Annotated in this window: 11 protein-coding genes; 2 read left to right on the top strand and 9 right to left on the bottom strand. The window is 57.5% G+C overall.

Annotated features, from left to right (window positions below; all coding sequences use genetic code 11):
* Nucleotides 1–11 precede the first annotated feature (11 nt).
* From AC0L8N_RS10860 to AC0L8N_RS10845, 4 genes are all read right to left on the bottom strand, one after another.
* Nucleotides 12–476, bottom strand: coding sequence for a GbsR/MarR family transcriptional regulator (locus AC0L8N_RS10860; protein ID WP_473667672.1), 465 nt, complete (start codon nt 474–476; stop codon nt 12–14).
* A 304-nt stretch (nt 477–780) separates the two neighbouring features.
* Nucleotides 781–2,508, bottom strand: a complete 1,728-nt coding sequence (locus tag AC0L8N_RS10855; protein ID WP_473667671.1) for an amidohydrolase — start codon at nt 2,506–2,508, stop codon at nt 781–783.
* 238 nt (nt 2,509–2,746) lie between these two features.
* Nucleotides 2,747–5,356, bottom strand: a complete 2,610-nt coding sequence (locus tag AC0L8N_RS10850; RefSeq protein ID WP_473667670.1) for a TonB-dependent receptor — start codon at nt 5,354–5,356, stop codon at nt 2,747–2,749.
* 219 nt (nt 5,357–5,575) lie between these two features.
* Nucleotides 5,576–7,606 carry a tetratricopeptide repeat-containing sulfotransferase family protein gene (locus tag AC0L8N_RS10845; protein WP_473667669.1) on the bottom strand — a complete coding sequence of 677 codons (2,031 nt, stop codon included), beginning with the start codon at nt 7,604–7,606 and terminating at the stop codon, nt 5,576–5,578.
* Nucleotides 7,607–7,806: 200 nt separating this feature from the next.
* Between AC0L8N_RS10845 and AC0L8N_RS10840 the strand changes: the two genes are divergently transcribed.
* The gene (locus AC0L8N_RS10840; RefSeq protein WP_473667668.1) at nt 7,807–8,691 is read left to right on the top strand and encodes a methylenetetrahydrofolate reductase; all 885 of its coding nucleotides are present in this window, start codon (nt 7,807–7,809) and stop codon (nt 8,689–8,691) included.
* Nucleotides 8,692–8,874: 183 nt separating this feature from the next.
* Here AC0L8N_RS10840 and AC0L8N_RS10835 read toward each other — a convergent pair whose 3' ends face one another.
* The 5 genes from AC0L8N_RS10835 to zwf form a co-directional block, all read right to left on the bottom strand.
* Nucleotides 8,875–9,375: a PEP-CTERM sorting domain-containing protein gene (locus tag AC0L8N_RS10835; protein WP_473667667.1), complete on the bottom strand. Its 501-nt coding sequence runs from the start codon at nt 9,373–9,375 to the stop codon at nt 8,875–8,877.
* Nucleotides 9,376–9,718: 343 nt separating this feature from the next.
* Nucleotides 9,719–10,696, bottom strand: coding sequence for a glucokinase (gene glk, locus AC0L8N_RS10830; protein ID WP_473667666.1), 978 nt, complete (start codon nt 10,694–10,696; stop codon nt 9,719–9,721).
* 102 nt (nt 10,697–10,798) lie between these two features.
* Nucleotides 10,799–12,619 carry a phosphogluconate dehydratase gene (edd, locus tag AC0L8N_RS10825; RefSeq protein WP_473667665.1) on the bottom strand — a complete coding sequence of 607 codons (1,821 nt, stop codon included), beginning with the start codon at nt 12,617–12,619 and terminating at the stop codon, nt 10,799–10,801.
* A 34-nt stretch (nt 12,620–12,653) separates the two neighbouring features.
* Nucleotides 12,654–13,340: a 6-phosphogluconolactonase gene (gene pgl / locus AC0L8N_RS10820; protein ID WP_473667664.1), complete on the bottom strand. Its 687-nt coding sequence runs from the start codon at nt 13,338–13,340 to the stop codon at nt 12,654–12,656.
* Nucleotides 13,341–13,343: 3 nt separating this feature from the next.
* Nucleotides 13,344–14,813 (bottom strand): glucose-6-phosphate dehydrogenase, encoded by a 1,470-nt coding sequence (gene zwf, locus AC0L8N_RS10815; protein WP_473667663.1) that lies wholly within the window; start codon nt 14,811–14,813, stop codon nt 13,344–13,346.
* A gap of 98 nt (nt 14,814–14,911) precedes the next feature.
* On the opposite strand from zwf, the gene AC0L8N_RS10810 reads away from it, so the two are divergent.
* Nucleotides 14,912–15,760 (top strand): MurR/RpiR family transcriptional regulator, encoded by an 849-nt coding sequence (locus AC0L8N_RS10810; RefSeq protein ID WP_473667662.1) that lies wholly within the window; start codon nt 14,912–14,914, stop codon nt 15,758–15,760.
* Nucleotide 15,761: the final 1 nt, after the last annotated feature.

Raw genomic sequence — 15,761 nt, 5'->3', positions numbered from 1 at the left:
TACGGTCAATTTCATTTCTTGTTAGCGTCCAGGGTGCGCAACAAGTCCTTCGAGGACTTGCCGTAAAGAGTGTAGTAATGCTCAAGATCCGCGAGTTTTTTCTGCGCGCGTTCGCCGGTAATGCTGGCGCGCGCTTCGGCAACGACTGCCACCGATTTTTCGCTGCGCCGAATCTGCGATTCGATTAGCGCGGCATAGGGATTCTCGCGAATAGAAAAATAATCTTGCCTCTCGCCCGGCTTGGAGCGCCGTTCGACGACATACAGCAATTCGAGAAGACGGATGTTAGTACTGAGACTGCCTTTGCTGATCTGTAACCTGTCGATAAGGTCGGATGCCGCCACCGGGCCTTCAGCGACGATCAGCGCCGCCCAGATCTGACCTGCGATACGCGACAGACCGGCTTCTTGCATGATTTGGCCCATGCGTTCGACGAAACGCGCTTCGGCGCTGGGTGTCTCGATCTTCGCTGACATGAATCCGCTGCCTCCGGCTGACAAATAGACAGCAGCCAGCGGCCCCGCAAAGGGGTAATCGCCTGCTGCCGTTCAGTGAGTTTAGTGAATACTGAACATTCCAAAGTTTTAATGCAAGACATTTCGCGATTAGTCGTGGGACATTTCGGTGAAAACCCCGGGTCACAAGCGACACTCGCCTGGACTGACGGCTAATGAGACGGGGCTTTGGCTGCCGCGCAGCCGACCTGCGCCATCGAGACCAGGCGGAACGCCCGGTCGGGTTAGAGGCTACAGGTCGCCACGCGGACCGTGGCGACGCGGGCTACAAGGCGGTGGGATCGCCGTATACGGGTCGGCCCTGGAACACGGTCAGCAAAGCTTTCGTTTCCGAGATGTCCTTTGCTTCAATCTCGAACAGATTGCGATCCAGCACAACCAGATCCGCCGACTTGCCCACTTCGAGCGAGCCGGTATTGGTCTCGTTGCGATTGACGAACGCCGCGTTGATCGTGAAGGCCGCGATGGCCGTTTCCAGATCGATGCGTTCCTCGGGAATCATGCTCTCCATCTCGTCATCGACCGCGCTCTTACGGGTGATCGCTGTTTCCATCTGGTGATACGGATTCGCTGTTGATACCGACCAGTCACTGCCGAACGCGATCACGCCACCGGCATCCTGGATGCTTTTGATCGGGTACATCCAGCGGGCCCGCTCTTCACCGATGAACGGGATTGTTAGTTCAGTGACGTACAAATCGGCATACGCCCACAACGGCTGGAAATTAGCGACAACATCGAGCTCTGCGAAACGCGGAATATCCTGCGGATCAATCATCTGCAGGTGAGAAATATGATGCCGGTGACCCAGTCGGCCATTGTCGATCAAACCCTCCTCGACCGCATCCAGGCTCTGGCGGACGGCGGCATCCCCGATCGCGTGGAAATGCACCTGGAAACCCTCGGCGTCCAGACGACTGACCACACGCTTCAGAAGTTCCGGTTCGATCATGGGGATACCACGAGTGCCGTCAGGCACGAGGTATGGCTCAAGCATTGCGGCGGTGTAATTTTCCATCACCCCGTCCTGCATGATTTTGACCGTACCGGCATCGATCAATCCGCCGGTATATTTTTCCCGCAACGCAATGATGTCAGCGAGCTGACCCATGTCACGTTCCCTGTCCCACCAGATAGAACCAACTACGTGCAGGCTCAGTTCGCCGCGACGCTCCAGTTCCTTGTAAGCGTCGAGAGAGTCCGCATCGACGTTGGCGTCCTGAATACCGGTAATGCCGTACTCGTTCAACATGGCGAGCGCGTAGCGCAATCCGGCCAGCCGGTCTTCATCCGTAGTCGCCGGAATAAGCCGGGTCACGAGCTTCATCGCCCCTTCCTGCAAACCGCCACTGGCTTCGCCGGTCACAGGGTCACGATCAATACGACCGTCAACCGGGTCCGGCGTATTCTTGTCGATACCGGCCATTTCCAGAGCCACGCTATTGGCCCAACCGGTGTGGCCGTCCTGCGAACTCAGGAAAACGGGGCGATCAGGAACGAGTTCGTCCAAGACATCGCGATTTGGCGAACCGCCGGGCCCGAACACCGACATGGCCCAACCGCCACCCAGTATCCAGGGCACGTCGGGGTTGGCCGCAGCGTATTCGCCTATGATAGTGCGGTACTCGGCAAGTCCAGGTTGATCGTTCAGATTGCAGGCTGAGGCCTCGATACCGCCACCAATCGGGTGTACGTGACTGTCCTGCAAACCCGGCAACACGAAACGCCCGTGCAGATCGGTCACCAGGGTATTGCTACCGGTGTGCGCCGCCACACCCTCGTTCGAACCTACGTAAACGATTTTTCCATCGCTGATGGCCAGTGCCTGGGCCCAGCTACGCTGCCCATCGACGGTATAAATTCGCCCATTCTTGTAAACGGCATCGGCACCCGGTGACGTGGCCACGGGCTCCTCCGCGCCACCACAGGCAGCCAGCCAACTCGAAAAAAGCAGGAGCAATGCAATACGGGCGAAGTGAACGAGCTGGGTCATGGCGCACCTGAAGGTTGCAAGAGGTCAACCGGTGCGACGCACTACTGTTTTTGCGGGTACTGACGTTGCCGCATCCGGTAGCCAGAAGCATGCCAGACGATGGCCCAGTAGCAAGATGAATTTCAGATAATGAGGCTGATCACGATGCACAGTACGGACTGAACCTCCGGCTTTAATACCAGCGGAAAAGAAAAAACCGGGGCAAGCCCCGGTTTCCTCCAAGCGCAACTGCTTGCGCTTAGTCCCCCCACCTCTTCGTATAGCGCACCCCGAACTCTCGTGGCCGGTTTGTGTAGATATTCTGAATCCGTGCTCTGCCGTCAGCTACGCTGGAAGCGCCCCAGTCGAAATATCCGTCTGCGTGGGTGTACTGAGCGCGCTCGTCGGTTACGTTGTTGACGAAAACGGAGACTTCCCAATCGTCACCTGTCAGACCGGCACGAATGTCGCCGATGGTATAGGCGGCGTTCTTGAACTGCGGGTTCGGGCTATCGACCTGTGACAACGGCTCCAGAATATTCAACGTGTCGCCGGTGTAGGACCATTGCGTCCTGATGAACGCATCTTTCTGACCGTTCCACTGCACCGGCCAGTGGTACTCGGCCCAGCCGGAGGCCTTGAATTCGGGCACGACCGGCAAACGCAGACCGGCAACCAGGTTGTTGATGCCATCCCCGTTCAGGTCGTGTTCCGTATCCGTCTCCGCCTCCATGAACTCGGCGTTCATACCCAACGTCCAGTTGGCGTTCGGCGCGTAATCGAGCTCGACACTAAGTCCGGTGATGTGCGCTTCACCGGCATTGGCAACAACACGTTGCCAGGGCTGGCCACAGACACCTGGCACGGCCTCAACCATCGGGTCCTCGCATACGGCGCTGGACGGGTCGACCAGCTCCAGCTGATAGTCCGACCAGACCATGTGATAAGCCGTCGCGTTAAAGCGCCCGGCACCTCCGGCAAACAGAGACTTGTAGCCGACCTCGTAGTTGTCCATCAGGTCGGACTCATAGTTGGATGGAAAGAACGGCTCGCCGCGGGTACGGTTGATACCGCCCGGTCGCTTGCCGCGCGTATACAGGCCGTACATGAGCCGGTCATCCGCGAAGGCATAGCTCAGGCTGACCTTCGGAATGAACTCTTTGTCGCGACCAGTACGCCCCGGAACCTCGCCGGTAGCGAGCAGCGCTTCTCGCAACACCAGATCGTTAATTGAGGGCTCGCCCGCATTGTTGAAGCCGCCGGGATTCCGGACAACGTAGCGGTTCGTATTGCTTCTATCAAAGTAGCGACCACCAACCGTCAGGTCTATCCGGTCATTGATGTGCCAGGTCGCTTCGCCGAAAACAGCTTTCTGCTCCCAGTCAGTACGACTCTCCGAGTGCCAGTGCGAGGTCGCATCGGGGTAGGTAACCGGCGTCTCGTAAAGGCCTGAGAAATACCACTCCCAGTAATTCAACGAAATGGAGTCCTGGTAGACGTTGACGCTGCCGTCGCCGCCGGTAGTCGGACCGGCAAACGACGATTGCCACGCATCCAGACTTTCTTCGTAATAAAGGCCCACAATCCAGTCCAGCGTATCTCCCTGGTGGGAAAGCCGGATTTCCTGTGTGAACTTGTCCTGTTGTGCATTGAGTCTGGACAGATTGAAGAAGTCGCTGTCGACAGACGTGCCGTGGCAGTAAACCGGATAAAAGACTACATAGCCTGTGTCCGGATTGGTCCAGTAGTAAGGCAGTTCCGCAGAGGTGTACGCGGAATCGTGGCAGTAACTCGCGGCCCAGTAGTGCGCGTAAGTTGTCGCGTCGACCTGGTAGTTGTGCTTGCGCTCGTAGTACGACGTGGCGGAGACCAGCTGCGCGAAACCAAGATCACCCTCAACGGTCAAGGAATAAAGATTGAATTTGTCAGTGGTCCACTCGTCGTGAAACCGCACTGTCTTTAAATCGCCAACGTAAGGGTCGTAGTGATTGTCCGCACCAGAGTCAGAATCCTGCGCGGCTATCGATAATGTCGTTGACCAGTCTTCATTGATATCCCAACGCAACGACGCCCGGCCGCCTATTGTTTCAGAATCGTTCCAGCGGTCTTCGACGGCCGCCGAATTATCCAGCGTACCAAAACCCGCCGGATAAAAACCGGGGCCCTGAATGGCTGATTCGTCGGGGGTATGCCCGAACACGTTATCGATAAAGCCGCCGTCCTGATCGTTGTAGCCAACAACCCGCAATGCGAGCTTGTCCTCAATCAACGGTACGTTGAAGACCAGCGAGCCACGATAACTGAGGTCGCTGTCCGGTCCGGCGCGCACTTCGCCATCAAACACGGATTCGAAAATACTGGGGTTCGGCTTGTTGGTAACAACGCGCATCGTGCCCGCCTGGGCATCTGAACCGTAGAGCGTGCCCTGCGGCCCCGACAGTGCCTCAACGCGTTCGATATCAACCATACGCACACTGGGCTGCGCACCGGTGGTCGTAATAGAAATTTCGTCCAGATAAACCGACGACGTCGATTGTGCGATGTAGCCAGCGCCAGTAATGGCGCCCCGGAATACGACCACACTGGAACTGTTGCTGTAAGTGACAACGTTGACCGACGGAATGAAGCGAGCATAGTCTTCCATCGCTTTGGCGCCCATCGCTGCAAGCGTATCTTGCGACAAAGCCTGAATAGCAATTGGAATATCCTGCGCCGACTCTGTGCGCTTTCTCGCGGAAACCACAATTTCTTCGAGAACACCGCGAGTCGCGGCTTCGGCTTCCTGAGCGTGGGCGGAGATGCCCGGATACAATGCTGTAGCAACCGCGGCGGCGACCGGCGTAACGGCCAGACCGTAAGACTCTTTCATAGCTATGTCCCCCGACAATAACGATGTGTCTGCGGCACTTTTGTCTTGCAGTGCTACTGCCGAATCTAGGGCAGGCACGGAATAACTACAAGCACCACAACAAGCCGCGAATCTTTTGCACCAAATTGTTGCCCGCGGTAAGGGCCATTTTGACCACCGGACAAACGGCTGTGTCGACCGGATATTCGACAGTGGCAGTGGCAAGGTCAGCCATTAAAGTTATTTATCAATAACTTGAATGCTTCCGGATACGTTTGTCTGCAAGCTCGCGGGTCGAGCGTCCGAGGGCAGTGTATTCAACAAGGGTTCCAGTATATGAACCAATGGCATGAGGTGCGGTTCGTACTTGCGCCACAGATTCACTGAACTTGAGTAAATAGGCTGGCGTACCTGTTCCGAACTTGCCGTCTTGACCGCCCGCTTGTTCGCAAAGAACCTAAGGCAACTTTCTTCGAACGGCAAGCCGCAAAAATCAAGCAGTTGTCGAACCTGGGTATCGAGGTCAGCTACAACATTTTCATAGTGCACGTCGTGCACGAACCCCGGCAAGACGCTGTGCCAATGGTCCATCAAGCGCTGATACTCAAGGTAGTACTCGCCAAGCTCCGTCATGTCGTACGAAAATGTCTGCCCGCTCGCAAACAGCTGCTTGAACGAGCCGAGACAACTGTCCAGCGGGTGACGTCTCGCGTTGATTATCTTCGCATTCGGCAGAGCAAGACGAATCAAGCCGGTGTACGCGAAATTGTTCGGATTCTTATCAATGAAGAACGCGCTGCCTTGCCGGTACTTGGCGGTACTCCTTAAGTACTCCTCGCCGATTTTGGACCAACCGCCCGCGTTCAGGCTGGCCAAAAACTCCGGGTAACGCTGTTGGCGCGGCGCACGGCGACGCAGCTGCTGCACGGCCTTCGGCAAATCACTGAGCTCGTGAGTACCCTCAACCTGGCTGTGGCTCGCCAGAATCTGCTCAATCAGCGTCGAACCCGAGCGCGGCAGACCAACAATGAAGATCGGCACCGGCTCAGCCGACCCGGCTGCGGCTTGCGCGAGGAAAGACTCATTGAACATCGAAATTATTCGGTCGTGGGTCGTCTCTGTATCCACAGGGTCGTACACCTCCACCCGCCGACGTACGATATTGCATTGTTCGAAATATCCGAACGCAGTGTCGTAGTCGCCGCGTGCTTCAAACTCGAACGCCAGCGCATTGTTTACTTGTGAACGCGCCACTTCAGTCAGGCTCTCGTCGTGCAACAAAGCCTGCATCGCGCTGACCTCCTCACTGTTGAACTGAAAGGTCTTGAGGTTGGCCAGACTCCAGTACGCTTCGGCGTGATCTGGCCGCACCGCGATTGCTGCACGGTACTGGGCAATGGCCTCGTCGCTCTGACCGATGGTCTTGAGATGATGGGCCATACTGCACAGGGCACCGGCTTTGTCGGGCGCAAGCTCCAGAACACGACGGTAAGTCGCAATCGCATCGTCATGCCGCCCGGCCATGCCAAGCACGCTGGCCCGTACCATGTACGATTCGGCCGCCTCCGGTGCGAGTTCGATCAGTCTGTCCGCCGTCGCAAGCGCATCGTCAAATTTGTCCTGGTCACGTTGCACGTTTGCCAGATCAACGAGTGCACGCGGATAGTCTGGCGCCAAGGAAACGGCGCGCTGCAAAAAGACTTCGGCTTCCTGCAGTCGTTCATGATCAACAGCGATACCCGCAAGCAGGCGGGCCGCCTCGACGTGATCCGGGTCCTTGCTGAGGATACCTCTGTAAATATCTTCAGCACGTTGCTTGTCGCCCGCAGCGGCGTATGCCTGAGCTTCCTGAATCTCGTTTTCAAACGCCATCTGCGCACGTCGCTCTCGTGGCGCGCGTGAGCCACCCGCCGCCAGCACTTCCCGAGCACGGTTGATCTTTGACACGGTCGCAGGCCGCGCGGGTTCAAGTCGCAGCGAGCGGGCATACGCTTTGACCGCAAGGTCGGCGTAGCCTTTGGCCAACAGCAAATCGCCGTGAACATCGTGAGCAACAGCGAAATCCGGGTGCCCACGCAGTGCCCGCTCAATGTATTGCGTGGCCAGCGGAAACCGTCGCAAGGCAATATTTGCGCGGGCGCCAAGGCACAGCAGGTTTGCATCGTCCGGGTGATTCTGAAGAGCCGTTGCGCATAGCGCTGCAGCCCGGCCCGGATCACCACTGCGTAGCGCCGACGCCGCGGCTTCGAAATGATTGCGCTGTGGTATCAATTCAGAAATGGTCGTCTCCGGATTCGCCAACGCATGCCTGTTCGGACAGCAACTACCCAGCGGTAGCGAGCAATGGTCCTGACGGCGCTATCGCATAATGCCATTCGTGCGGCGCGCTTGTGCAGCAAAATGGAAAGCAATAACCTGCGCGTTCTCAATAACGCCGAATGCCGGCGTGCTGACCCAGGTCTCCCGACAACTTGAAGACATTCAAAGCAGCTGCCGCGACTCGGGATTTCTGCGTAACAGCGGAGATTTTCCTCAAGCCCGACACGGGCGCCGAGGTTATTCGCGAACAGGCAACATTGCTGAAGCCGGCCGTCGATGGCGTATTACTGACCGACAATCAGTTCGGGCACCCGCATTTGTCGACACTCGCCGGCGCGAGTTTGCTGCTGGCAAACGGCGTCGACCCCATCGTGCAATTGTCCACCCGCAATCGGAACCGCATTGCCTTGCTGAGCGAACTACTCGGCGCTGGCGCGCTGGGTGTCAGCAGCCTGGTACTGGTGCGTGGTGATCGCGTACCGGAAGGATTCAAGCCCCGGCCGAGGGCTGTGCACGACCTTGATGCCGCCGAGCTTATTGCTACGGCAAGCAAGTTGACCGCGGACGAGCGCATGGCGTCGCTACCGGACTTTTACATTGGCGGTCTGATCACTCCGCATACACCGAAGCCAGGCTGGACGCCGAGGAAACTTAACGAGAAGGTCGAGGCGGGCGCGCGGTTTGCATTGACGCATATCTGCATGGACATGGATTTGTTGCAGAATTATATGAAACACCTGCATGCGACCGACTTGCTAAGTCGTGTCCGCGTGTATGTCTCACTGGCCATTATCGAGTCCGCAAGTGATGCGGAATGGCTGCGTACCCACCGGCCGAACGTCAACATCCCGGACGCCCATCTTGAGCGTTTGCGAGTAGCTGGCAATCCTGAGCAGGAAAGCGTACGTATTTGTGGCGAACAATTGTCGGCCTTGCGCGAGATTCCAGGCATCAGCGGCGCACACCTTGTAGCGACGCGACAACTGGCAGCAATACCGGCCGCTATAGAAGAGGCGGGCTTGCTGCCAGGCCGTTGAAGCGGTCGGTACAGTGCGGGGCGCTATGTCGCTACGCCGCCGAAAATGAGGGCATCGAAACAGGGTGATCACGGCAAGAGTCGCGGGCAGCTTCATCTCGCTAACGAGCCCATTCGGGATCAATTCATGGACAAAAAAAAACCCGCCACGCGGGCGGGTTTTTCCAAACATTGTTGCGCGGCTTTAGCTCTGGCGACGACGTCGTGACAGGCCAAGACCGGCCAGCGCGAGACCAAACAAAGCCAGCGTACCCGGTTCCGGAACCTGGCTCATCGTGACGGAGCCCCAACCAGCATCACGGTAACTGCCCCAACGCCCGTGCGCCGTATCGGACATCAGTGAAAAACCACCACGGTTTACGTCTTGCACAATGCTGCCGAACAGTCTGGCGGAATCGATGCCGTAATAAACCTGACCGCGTACACCCCGGAATCCGGAAGACGTAAACGCGTCGAGCACAGCCACCATGAAATCATCAACAAGCTCTTGGTCATTGTTGAAGACGGCGAAGTCACCGGGACGCGGATTCGAGCGACCGAAATTCCACGATACGTCGAAGGTCATTTCACCAACTTCAAGGCCGGTGATATCGCCATTGGCCAGCACGATAGGGTCGGCATGGACCGCCAGCGGAGAGAAAAGGATGGCTACTACAGCCAGAAATGCATTTTTTGTCTTGGTCATGTGCCTGTACCCGCAAGGGTTAGTGTGTAAATACTGCTATATACAAAGCAATAGCCGTGCCAATTTATTAAATACTTTATAATCAACAGGTTACAAAAGCACGGTTTCCGGCCACGAACGGATTTGCAAAAAATGCCGACATGAATCAGGCCACCAAACAGCGTTCGCCGAGCCGATTTCTGGCAGAGCGGCGTCTGTTGAATCAGCCGATACGACAGTTTTGTCGGTGCGTCCGCACGACCCGAACTTCGGCCTGTCTTGTGTTTATTAGAGACAACGGAACTGACCGAAAATTGAATTCAGCCCTCGCGAGCGCCAGAACGGCAACTCAGGCGGCGACAATTTACTGTTCGGCCAGTTGGTAGACGTAGCGGGCAGCGCCAAGCAAACCCGGTTGGTCATGAACGATCAAGCGGGTAGGTATGCGTGCCATGATCTCGCTGTAGCGACCTTTGCTTTCAAAGCTGTGGCGAAAGCGGCTGTTGATCAGCCGTTCGCGGTGTCGATGAGCAATTCCACCGGCAATGAAGATGCCGTCCGTCGCACCAAGCGTGAGCGCCAGGTCGCCGGCGAACTGTCCGAGAATCTCATAGAACAGATCGACGGCTGCAGTGGCGATATCGTCCGTCTTGTTATGGTCCGCAACGTATATAGCTTCCGCTGACAACACGCCGCCCTGCTCGTCACGCATACGCCGAAGGGCCCAGTAGATATTCTCGAGACCGGCGCCGGATACGAGTCGTTCCGTCGACACCCGGTCGAAGCGCTCGCGCAAAGACGCGAGCACCTGAAGCTGAAGCGCTGTTTCCGGAGCAAAACCGGAATGCGCTGCTTCGCCTGCAATTGGCAGGAACTGTTCACCTTGCTTGCGCAGGCCAACAGCACCGAGACCGGTACCGGGGCCAAGCACGGCAAACATGCGTTGCTTGCCAGCCATCGTTATCGGTGCAGGCGTGCCAATCGCCACGCTGTCGGCAGGCCCCAATGAGGGAACGCCATGCGCGATCGCTTCGAAATCGTTCAGCAGGCGTACTCGCTCGGTGCCGAACTTCTCGCCCAATTCGGCGGCGCTCAGTTGCCAGGGATTGTTGGTGAAGCGTACTCGCTGTTCCACGACGGGTCCGGCGACGGCAAGGCAGATGGCGTCAGGAGAGTCCGCACCAACCTCCCGCAGGTAATGCATAAGGGCATCTTCTGCAGTCGCGAACTGTACGCACGGCAGGATGCGCAGCGCCGAATAGGCGTTGCCGTCGGCGCTGGCGAGCGCAAAGCGGGCATTGGTGCCGCCAATGTCGCCAATCAGCAAACGCTCTTCTGTCATGGCAATCCGCGATCCATTAACCGTAAGGGGCTGACCTTAAGTGGCATCCACCGGCTGAACAGGACGCAAATGCGTCGTTCCCGTTTACCGCAGCAGTATCAACTAGCCTATGTCGTTATTGGCAAAAATGCTGGCACCCGCTTCGGCACCAGAAACATTGTTACGGAAAGTAACAAACAGTTCACGCCCCATGCCATTGTGACTGCTGGTCAGGTCGAAGTGCGGCTCCGCCCTTGAAGCCAACGGATCGTCACTCTCCACAGTAAGCGCGCCATTGTCGGAATCGATCTCGATCATGTCGCCATCCCGAATTCTGCCGATCAGGCCGCCAGCAACAGCCTCCGGAGTGACCTGAATTGCAGCCAGCACCTTGCCTGATGCGCCGGACATGCGCCCGTCTGTCAGCAACGCCACTTTAAAACCGCGGTTTTGCAGCAGGCCGAGGTATGGCGTCAGCTTGTGCAACTCCGGCATACCGGTTGCGCGTGGCCCCTGTGCTGGCAGCACCGCAACGAAATCCCGCTCCAGTTCGCCGTCATTGAACGCTTCAGTAAACGCCTCCTGACTCAGGAACACCCGCGCAGGTGCACGGATATTCTGATATGCCGGGTCAACCGCGGACACTTTGACGATTGCGCGGCCAATTTCACCCTGAACGACGCGCAGACCACCTTCGTCATCGAACGGCGCGGAAGCCGGCCGAAGTATGTCGGTATCGAGTGAGTTACGTTCACCATCCCGCCACGCAAGTTTGCCATTGTCAGTGCACGGCTCCTGACAAAAACGCCGCAGGCCGGTGCCAAGAATAGTACGCACATCGTCGTGCAGAAAACCGGCGTCGAGCAGTTCTCGAATGACGAAGCCGAGACCACCGGCCGCGTGGAACTGATTCACGTCCGCCATGCCGTTGGGATAAACCCGCGCCAACAGCGGCACGACTGACGACAGTTCTGCGATATCGTCCCAGTCGATCCTGATGCCGGCAGCGGCGGCGATCGCAACCAGGTGAATCGTGTGATTGGTCGAACCGCCCGTTGCCAACAAACCAATGATGCCGTTTATTACCGCTTTCTCATCGATGATTTCACCGATAGGCGTGTAATTGTCACCAAGATTGCTGAGGCCGAGGACCACCCGCACGGCTTCATCGGTGAGCCGGTCTCGCATCTCACTGCCGGGGTTTACAAACGAACCGCCCGGCAATTGCAGGCCCATGAATTCCATCAACATCTGATTGCTGTTGGCGGTGCCGTAAAACGTGCAGGTGCCGGGACCGTGATAGGCCGCTGACTCCGCTGCCAGCAATTCTTCACGCCCGACCTTGCCGGCGGCGTAATCCTCACGAACCTGAGCCTTTTCCTTGTTCGATGATCCCGTGGTCATGGGGCCGGCGGGTACAAAAATGACCGGCAAGTGACCGAACGACAACGCGCCGATCAGCAACCCCGGTACGATCTTGTCGCAAATTCCTAGGCAAGCTGCCGCATCAAACATGTTGTGCGAGAGCGCCACGGCGGTCGACAACGCGATGACGTCGCGACTGAACAGTGATAGGTCCATGCCTTCCTGTCCTTGGGTGACGCCGTCACACATCGCCGGGACTCCGCCGGCAAACTGTGCGGTCGCACCGCATTCGGCCGCCATTGCACGAATTTTGTCAGGGTACTCAGCGAAAGGCTGGTGCGCGCTAAGCATGTCGTTATAGGCGGAAACGATGCCTATGTTAGGCGTGACGTTGCCGGCCAGCTGTTCTTTGGTCTTTTGCCCGCAAGCTGCCATGCCGTGCGCGAGGTTGCTGCATGACAGTGCATTGCGCGCAGGGCCCTCATCGGCCGCCTTCCGGATTCTCAGCAAATAGGCAGAACGATCTTGCGCGCTACGGCTGATAACCCGTTTGGTGACTTCTTCAATTGTTTTGTGCATGCGTTAACCTCTTTGCGTCGCAAGTTTGTCGCGGCTAGGGCGCCCAATAGATGTGTACGGGCGCGCGCTTTTGCACCAGCAGGCGCGAGACTGGCAGGGCTGTCGCCGACTGTTTCGCGGCACGCAGTACATCGCGCTTTTCTTCGCCGAAAACCAGCAACACGATCTCATCACTGCGCGACAGTGCCGACAGCGTCAGGCTGATCCGCGCGTGCGGACTCGCCTTGGTTCGGACCGGAATGCAGAGCGACGATGAATCGGGATCGAGACCACTGGCCAGGTTTTCCGCGTCGGGAAACAGCGAAGCAAAATGACCGTCCGTGCCCATACCCAGAAGCGCGCACGCAAACGGCAGCGGTTGCAGGCGCAATTCCTTATCAAGCTGGACGGCGCGCTCATCAACCGTCATACCGGCGCGATAAACGCCATGCAGCGTCGCGGCCGCCGCGGCATTGCACAACAGCAATTCGCGAGCGAGCTTCTCGTTGCTGTCGTCGGAATCTGCAGGTACCCAGCGTTCATCACTAAGCACCACGTGAACCTTCTTCCAGTCAAGACTTGCTGTCGCCAGCTCGCTAAGACAACGATCGGGTGTCGTACCGCCGCTGACAACCAGAGAGGTTTCTCCGCCCGAGGCCAGTCGTCGTTCAAGCGCAAGCTGCAAGCGCGCGGCCGCAGCCACTGACGCTTCCTCGCGTGTTTTGAATTCAAAATCTGTCACTGCTTAACTCTCCGGATGCCAGGCGCGTCCGTCACGGTCGAGCAGGAAGGATGAGGATGTCGGCCCCCACGAACCGGCAACGTAAGATTCGACTTTCTGATGGGTCTCTTCCCAGCCCGCAATGATCGCGTCTATCCAGTTCCAGGCTGCACTGACCTCATCGCGACGCATGAACAACGCCGGATTACCGCGCAAGACTTCCATGAGCAAACGTTCGTAAGCATCCGGATAACGAACGCCGAACGTTTCTTCGAAGCTCAGGTCGAGCGAGACCGGACGCAGGTTGAAGCCGCCGGGCCCTGGCTCTTTGGCCATGACGGAAAGCTTGACGCCTTCGTCGGGCTGCAAACGGATCATTAACTGATTGGGCGAGATATCGTAGCTCTGCTCCGAAAAAATTGAATGCGGCACATCCTGAAATTGCAGCACGATTTCCGAGTGCTTGGCCTTGAGGCGCTTACCCGTGCGGATATAGAACGGCACATTTGACCAACGCCAGTTGTCGATCTCGAGTTTCAATGCAACGAACGTCTCGCAACTGCTCGCGGCACCGTTCATCTCATCCCGGTAGCCCTCTACGGGTTGACCTTTGATGGCGCCTGAAGCGTACTGGCCACGTACCGTGTTGATTTTCACGTTATCGGCGGAGATTGGACGCAACGCGCGCAACACTTTTATTTTTTCATCGCGTACGGCATCGTGATCGAGGCTCGATGGCGGCTCCATTGCCACCAGGCAAACCAGCTGCAGCAGGTGGTTCTGGACCATGTCACGCAATGCACCTATGCGATCGTAGTACTCACCTCGACCGCCGACACCAAGGTCTTCGGCAACGGTGATCTGTACGTGGTCGATAGCACCGCGCCGCCACAACGGCTCGAACAATGAGTTGCCAAAACGCAAAGCCAGCAGATTCTGGACGGTTTCTTTGCCAAGGTAATGATCGATACGAAAAATCTGGTTCTCGGCAAAACACTCACCGACCGCATTATTAATTGCGTCGGCTGAAGCGGAGTCGTGGCCAACCGGCTTTTCCAGAACGATCCGACTACCGGGTGTGATCAACCCGTTGTGGCGCAAGCCGTTCGCAAACGCGCCGAACAAGCCCGGCGCCGTCGCAAGGTACGCAACACGCGTGCGTTGATCGTGACCCTCGAGTATCGACACGAGCTCACTCCACTTATCATGCGCATCGGCTGCCGCCTGAACGTAGTGAATGCGATCGCGAAATTTCTGCCATTGCGGCTCGTTAAACTCACCCGCGAGGTTTTCGCGCAACGCGGTCTCTACACGAGCCAGGTATTCGTCACGGCTTACCGCGCCGCGGCTGGCAGCGATGATCCGGCTGTCGCCAGTAATCTGCCCGTCGCCTTCGCGATGGAACAGGGCCGGCAACAATTTGCGCATTGCCAGGTCGCCCGTGCCACCGAAAATAATCAGGTCGAACTCTTCAACCGGAACCAGTTTGGCCATAGTGCCTCCGAAACAATACCTGAAAGTTTACTACATCAATACCGTAATAGAGCCATTATTGTTTGCGTGTTACTCCGAAAATGCTGTAGTTTTACTACATGCTGAACCGCATCGACCACATCCTGCCCAAACTCAGCCCCGCCGAACAGCGCGTGGCTCGCTGGGTGCTTGCACACCCCCGCCAGGCAGCGGGTGCCACGCTGGCCAAGGTTGCCGAAGCCTGCGGCGCCAGCGAACCTTCGGTGATTCGTTTCTGTCGGCGGATTGGTCTGCGCGGTTTTCGTGACCTGACCCTGCGGCTGACTGAGGCACTCAGCCGACCGACCAGTTACATACACCGCGACGTCAATTCCAGCGACGCGGTACCCGATGCCGTCTCCAAGGTCATCGATGCGTCGATCCAGGCACTTGTCGATACCCGGGCTCTACTGGCCATGATGCCACTCGAACGGACGGTTGCCGCGATGAAAGCCGCACGGCAGCTGGTATTCATAGGACTCGGCGCCTCGGGACATGTCGCCAACGACGCTTGCCACAAGTTTTTCCGCCTCGGCACCCCCTGCTCGGCATTGACTGACGGCCCTGGAATTGCACAAATGGCTGCAATAGCAGGACCACGCGATGTACTGTTGTTTGTTTCGACGAACGGCGCATGGAGTGACTCAGCACGCGCCTCCGAGGTCGCCGACAAACGGGGCGCAACCGTCATCGCGCTAACTGATCCGATGTCGCGGCTCGCAAACGCTGCCAGTATTGTGCTGCCCTGTGAACCGGCAGAAGACACCAGCGTTTACACGCCAATGAGATCACGCCTTGCACACCTCGTCATACTGGATGCCATCCTCGTCTCGCTGGCCTTGTCCATGGGCGACGCCGCCAGCAACAATCTGCGCGCCAGCAAAGACGCCATTTCGTCCCAGTATTCAGGTACCACGAGCAGACAGTAGC

The sequence above is a fragment of the Woeseia sp. D3-10 genome (assembly GCF_055809415.1).
Note: the sequence above shows the minus strand (reverse complement) of the source record. Positions and strands in the feature narration are given on the sequence as shown.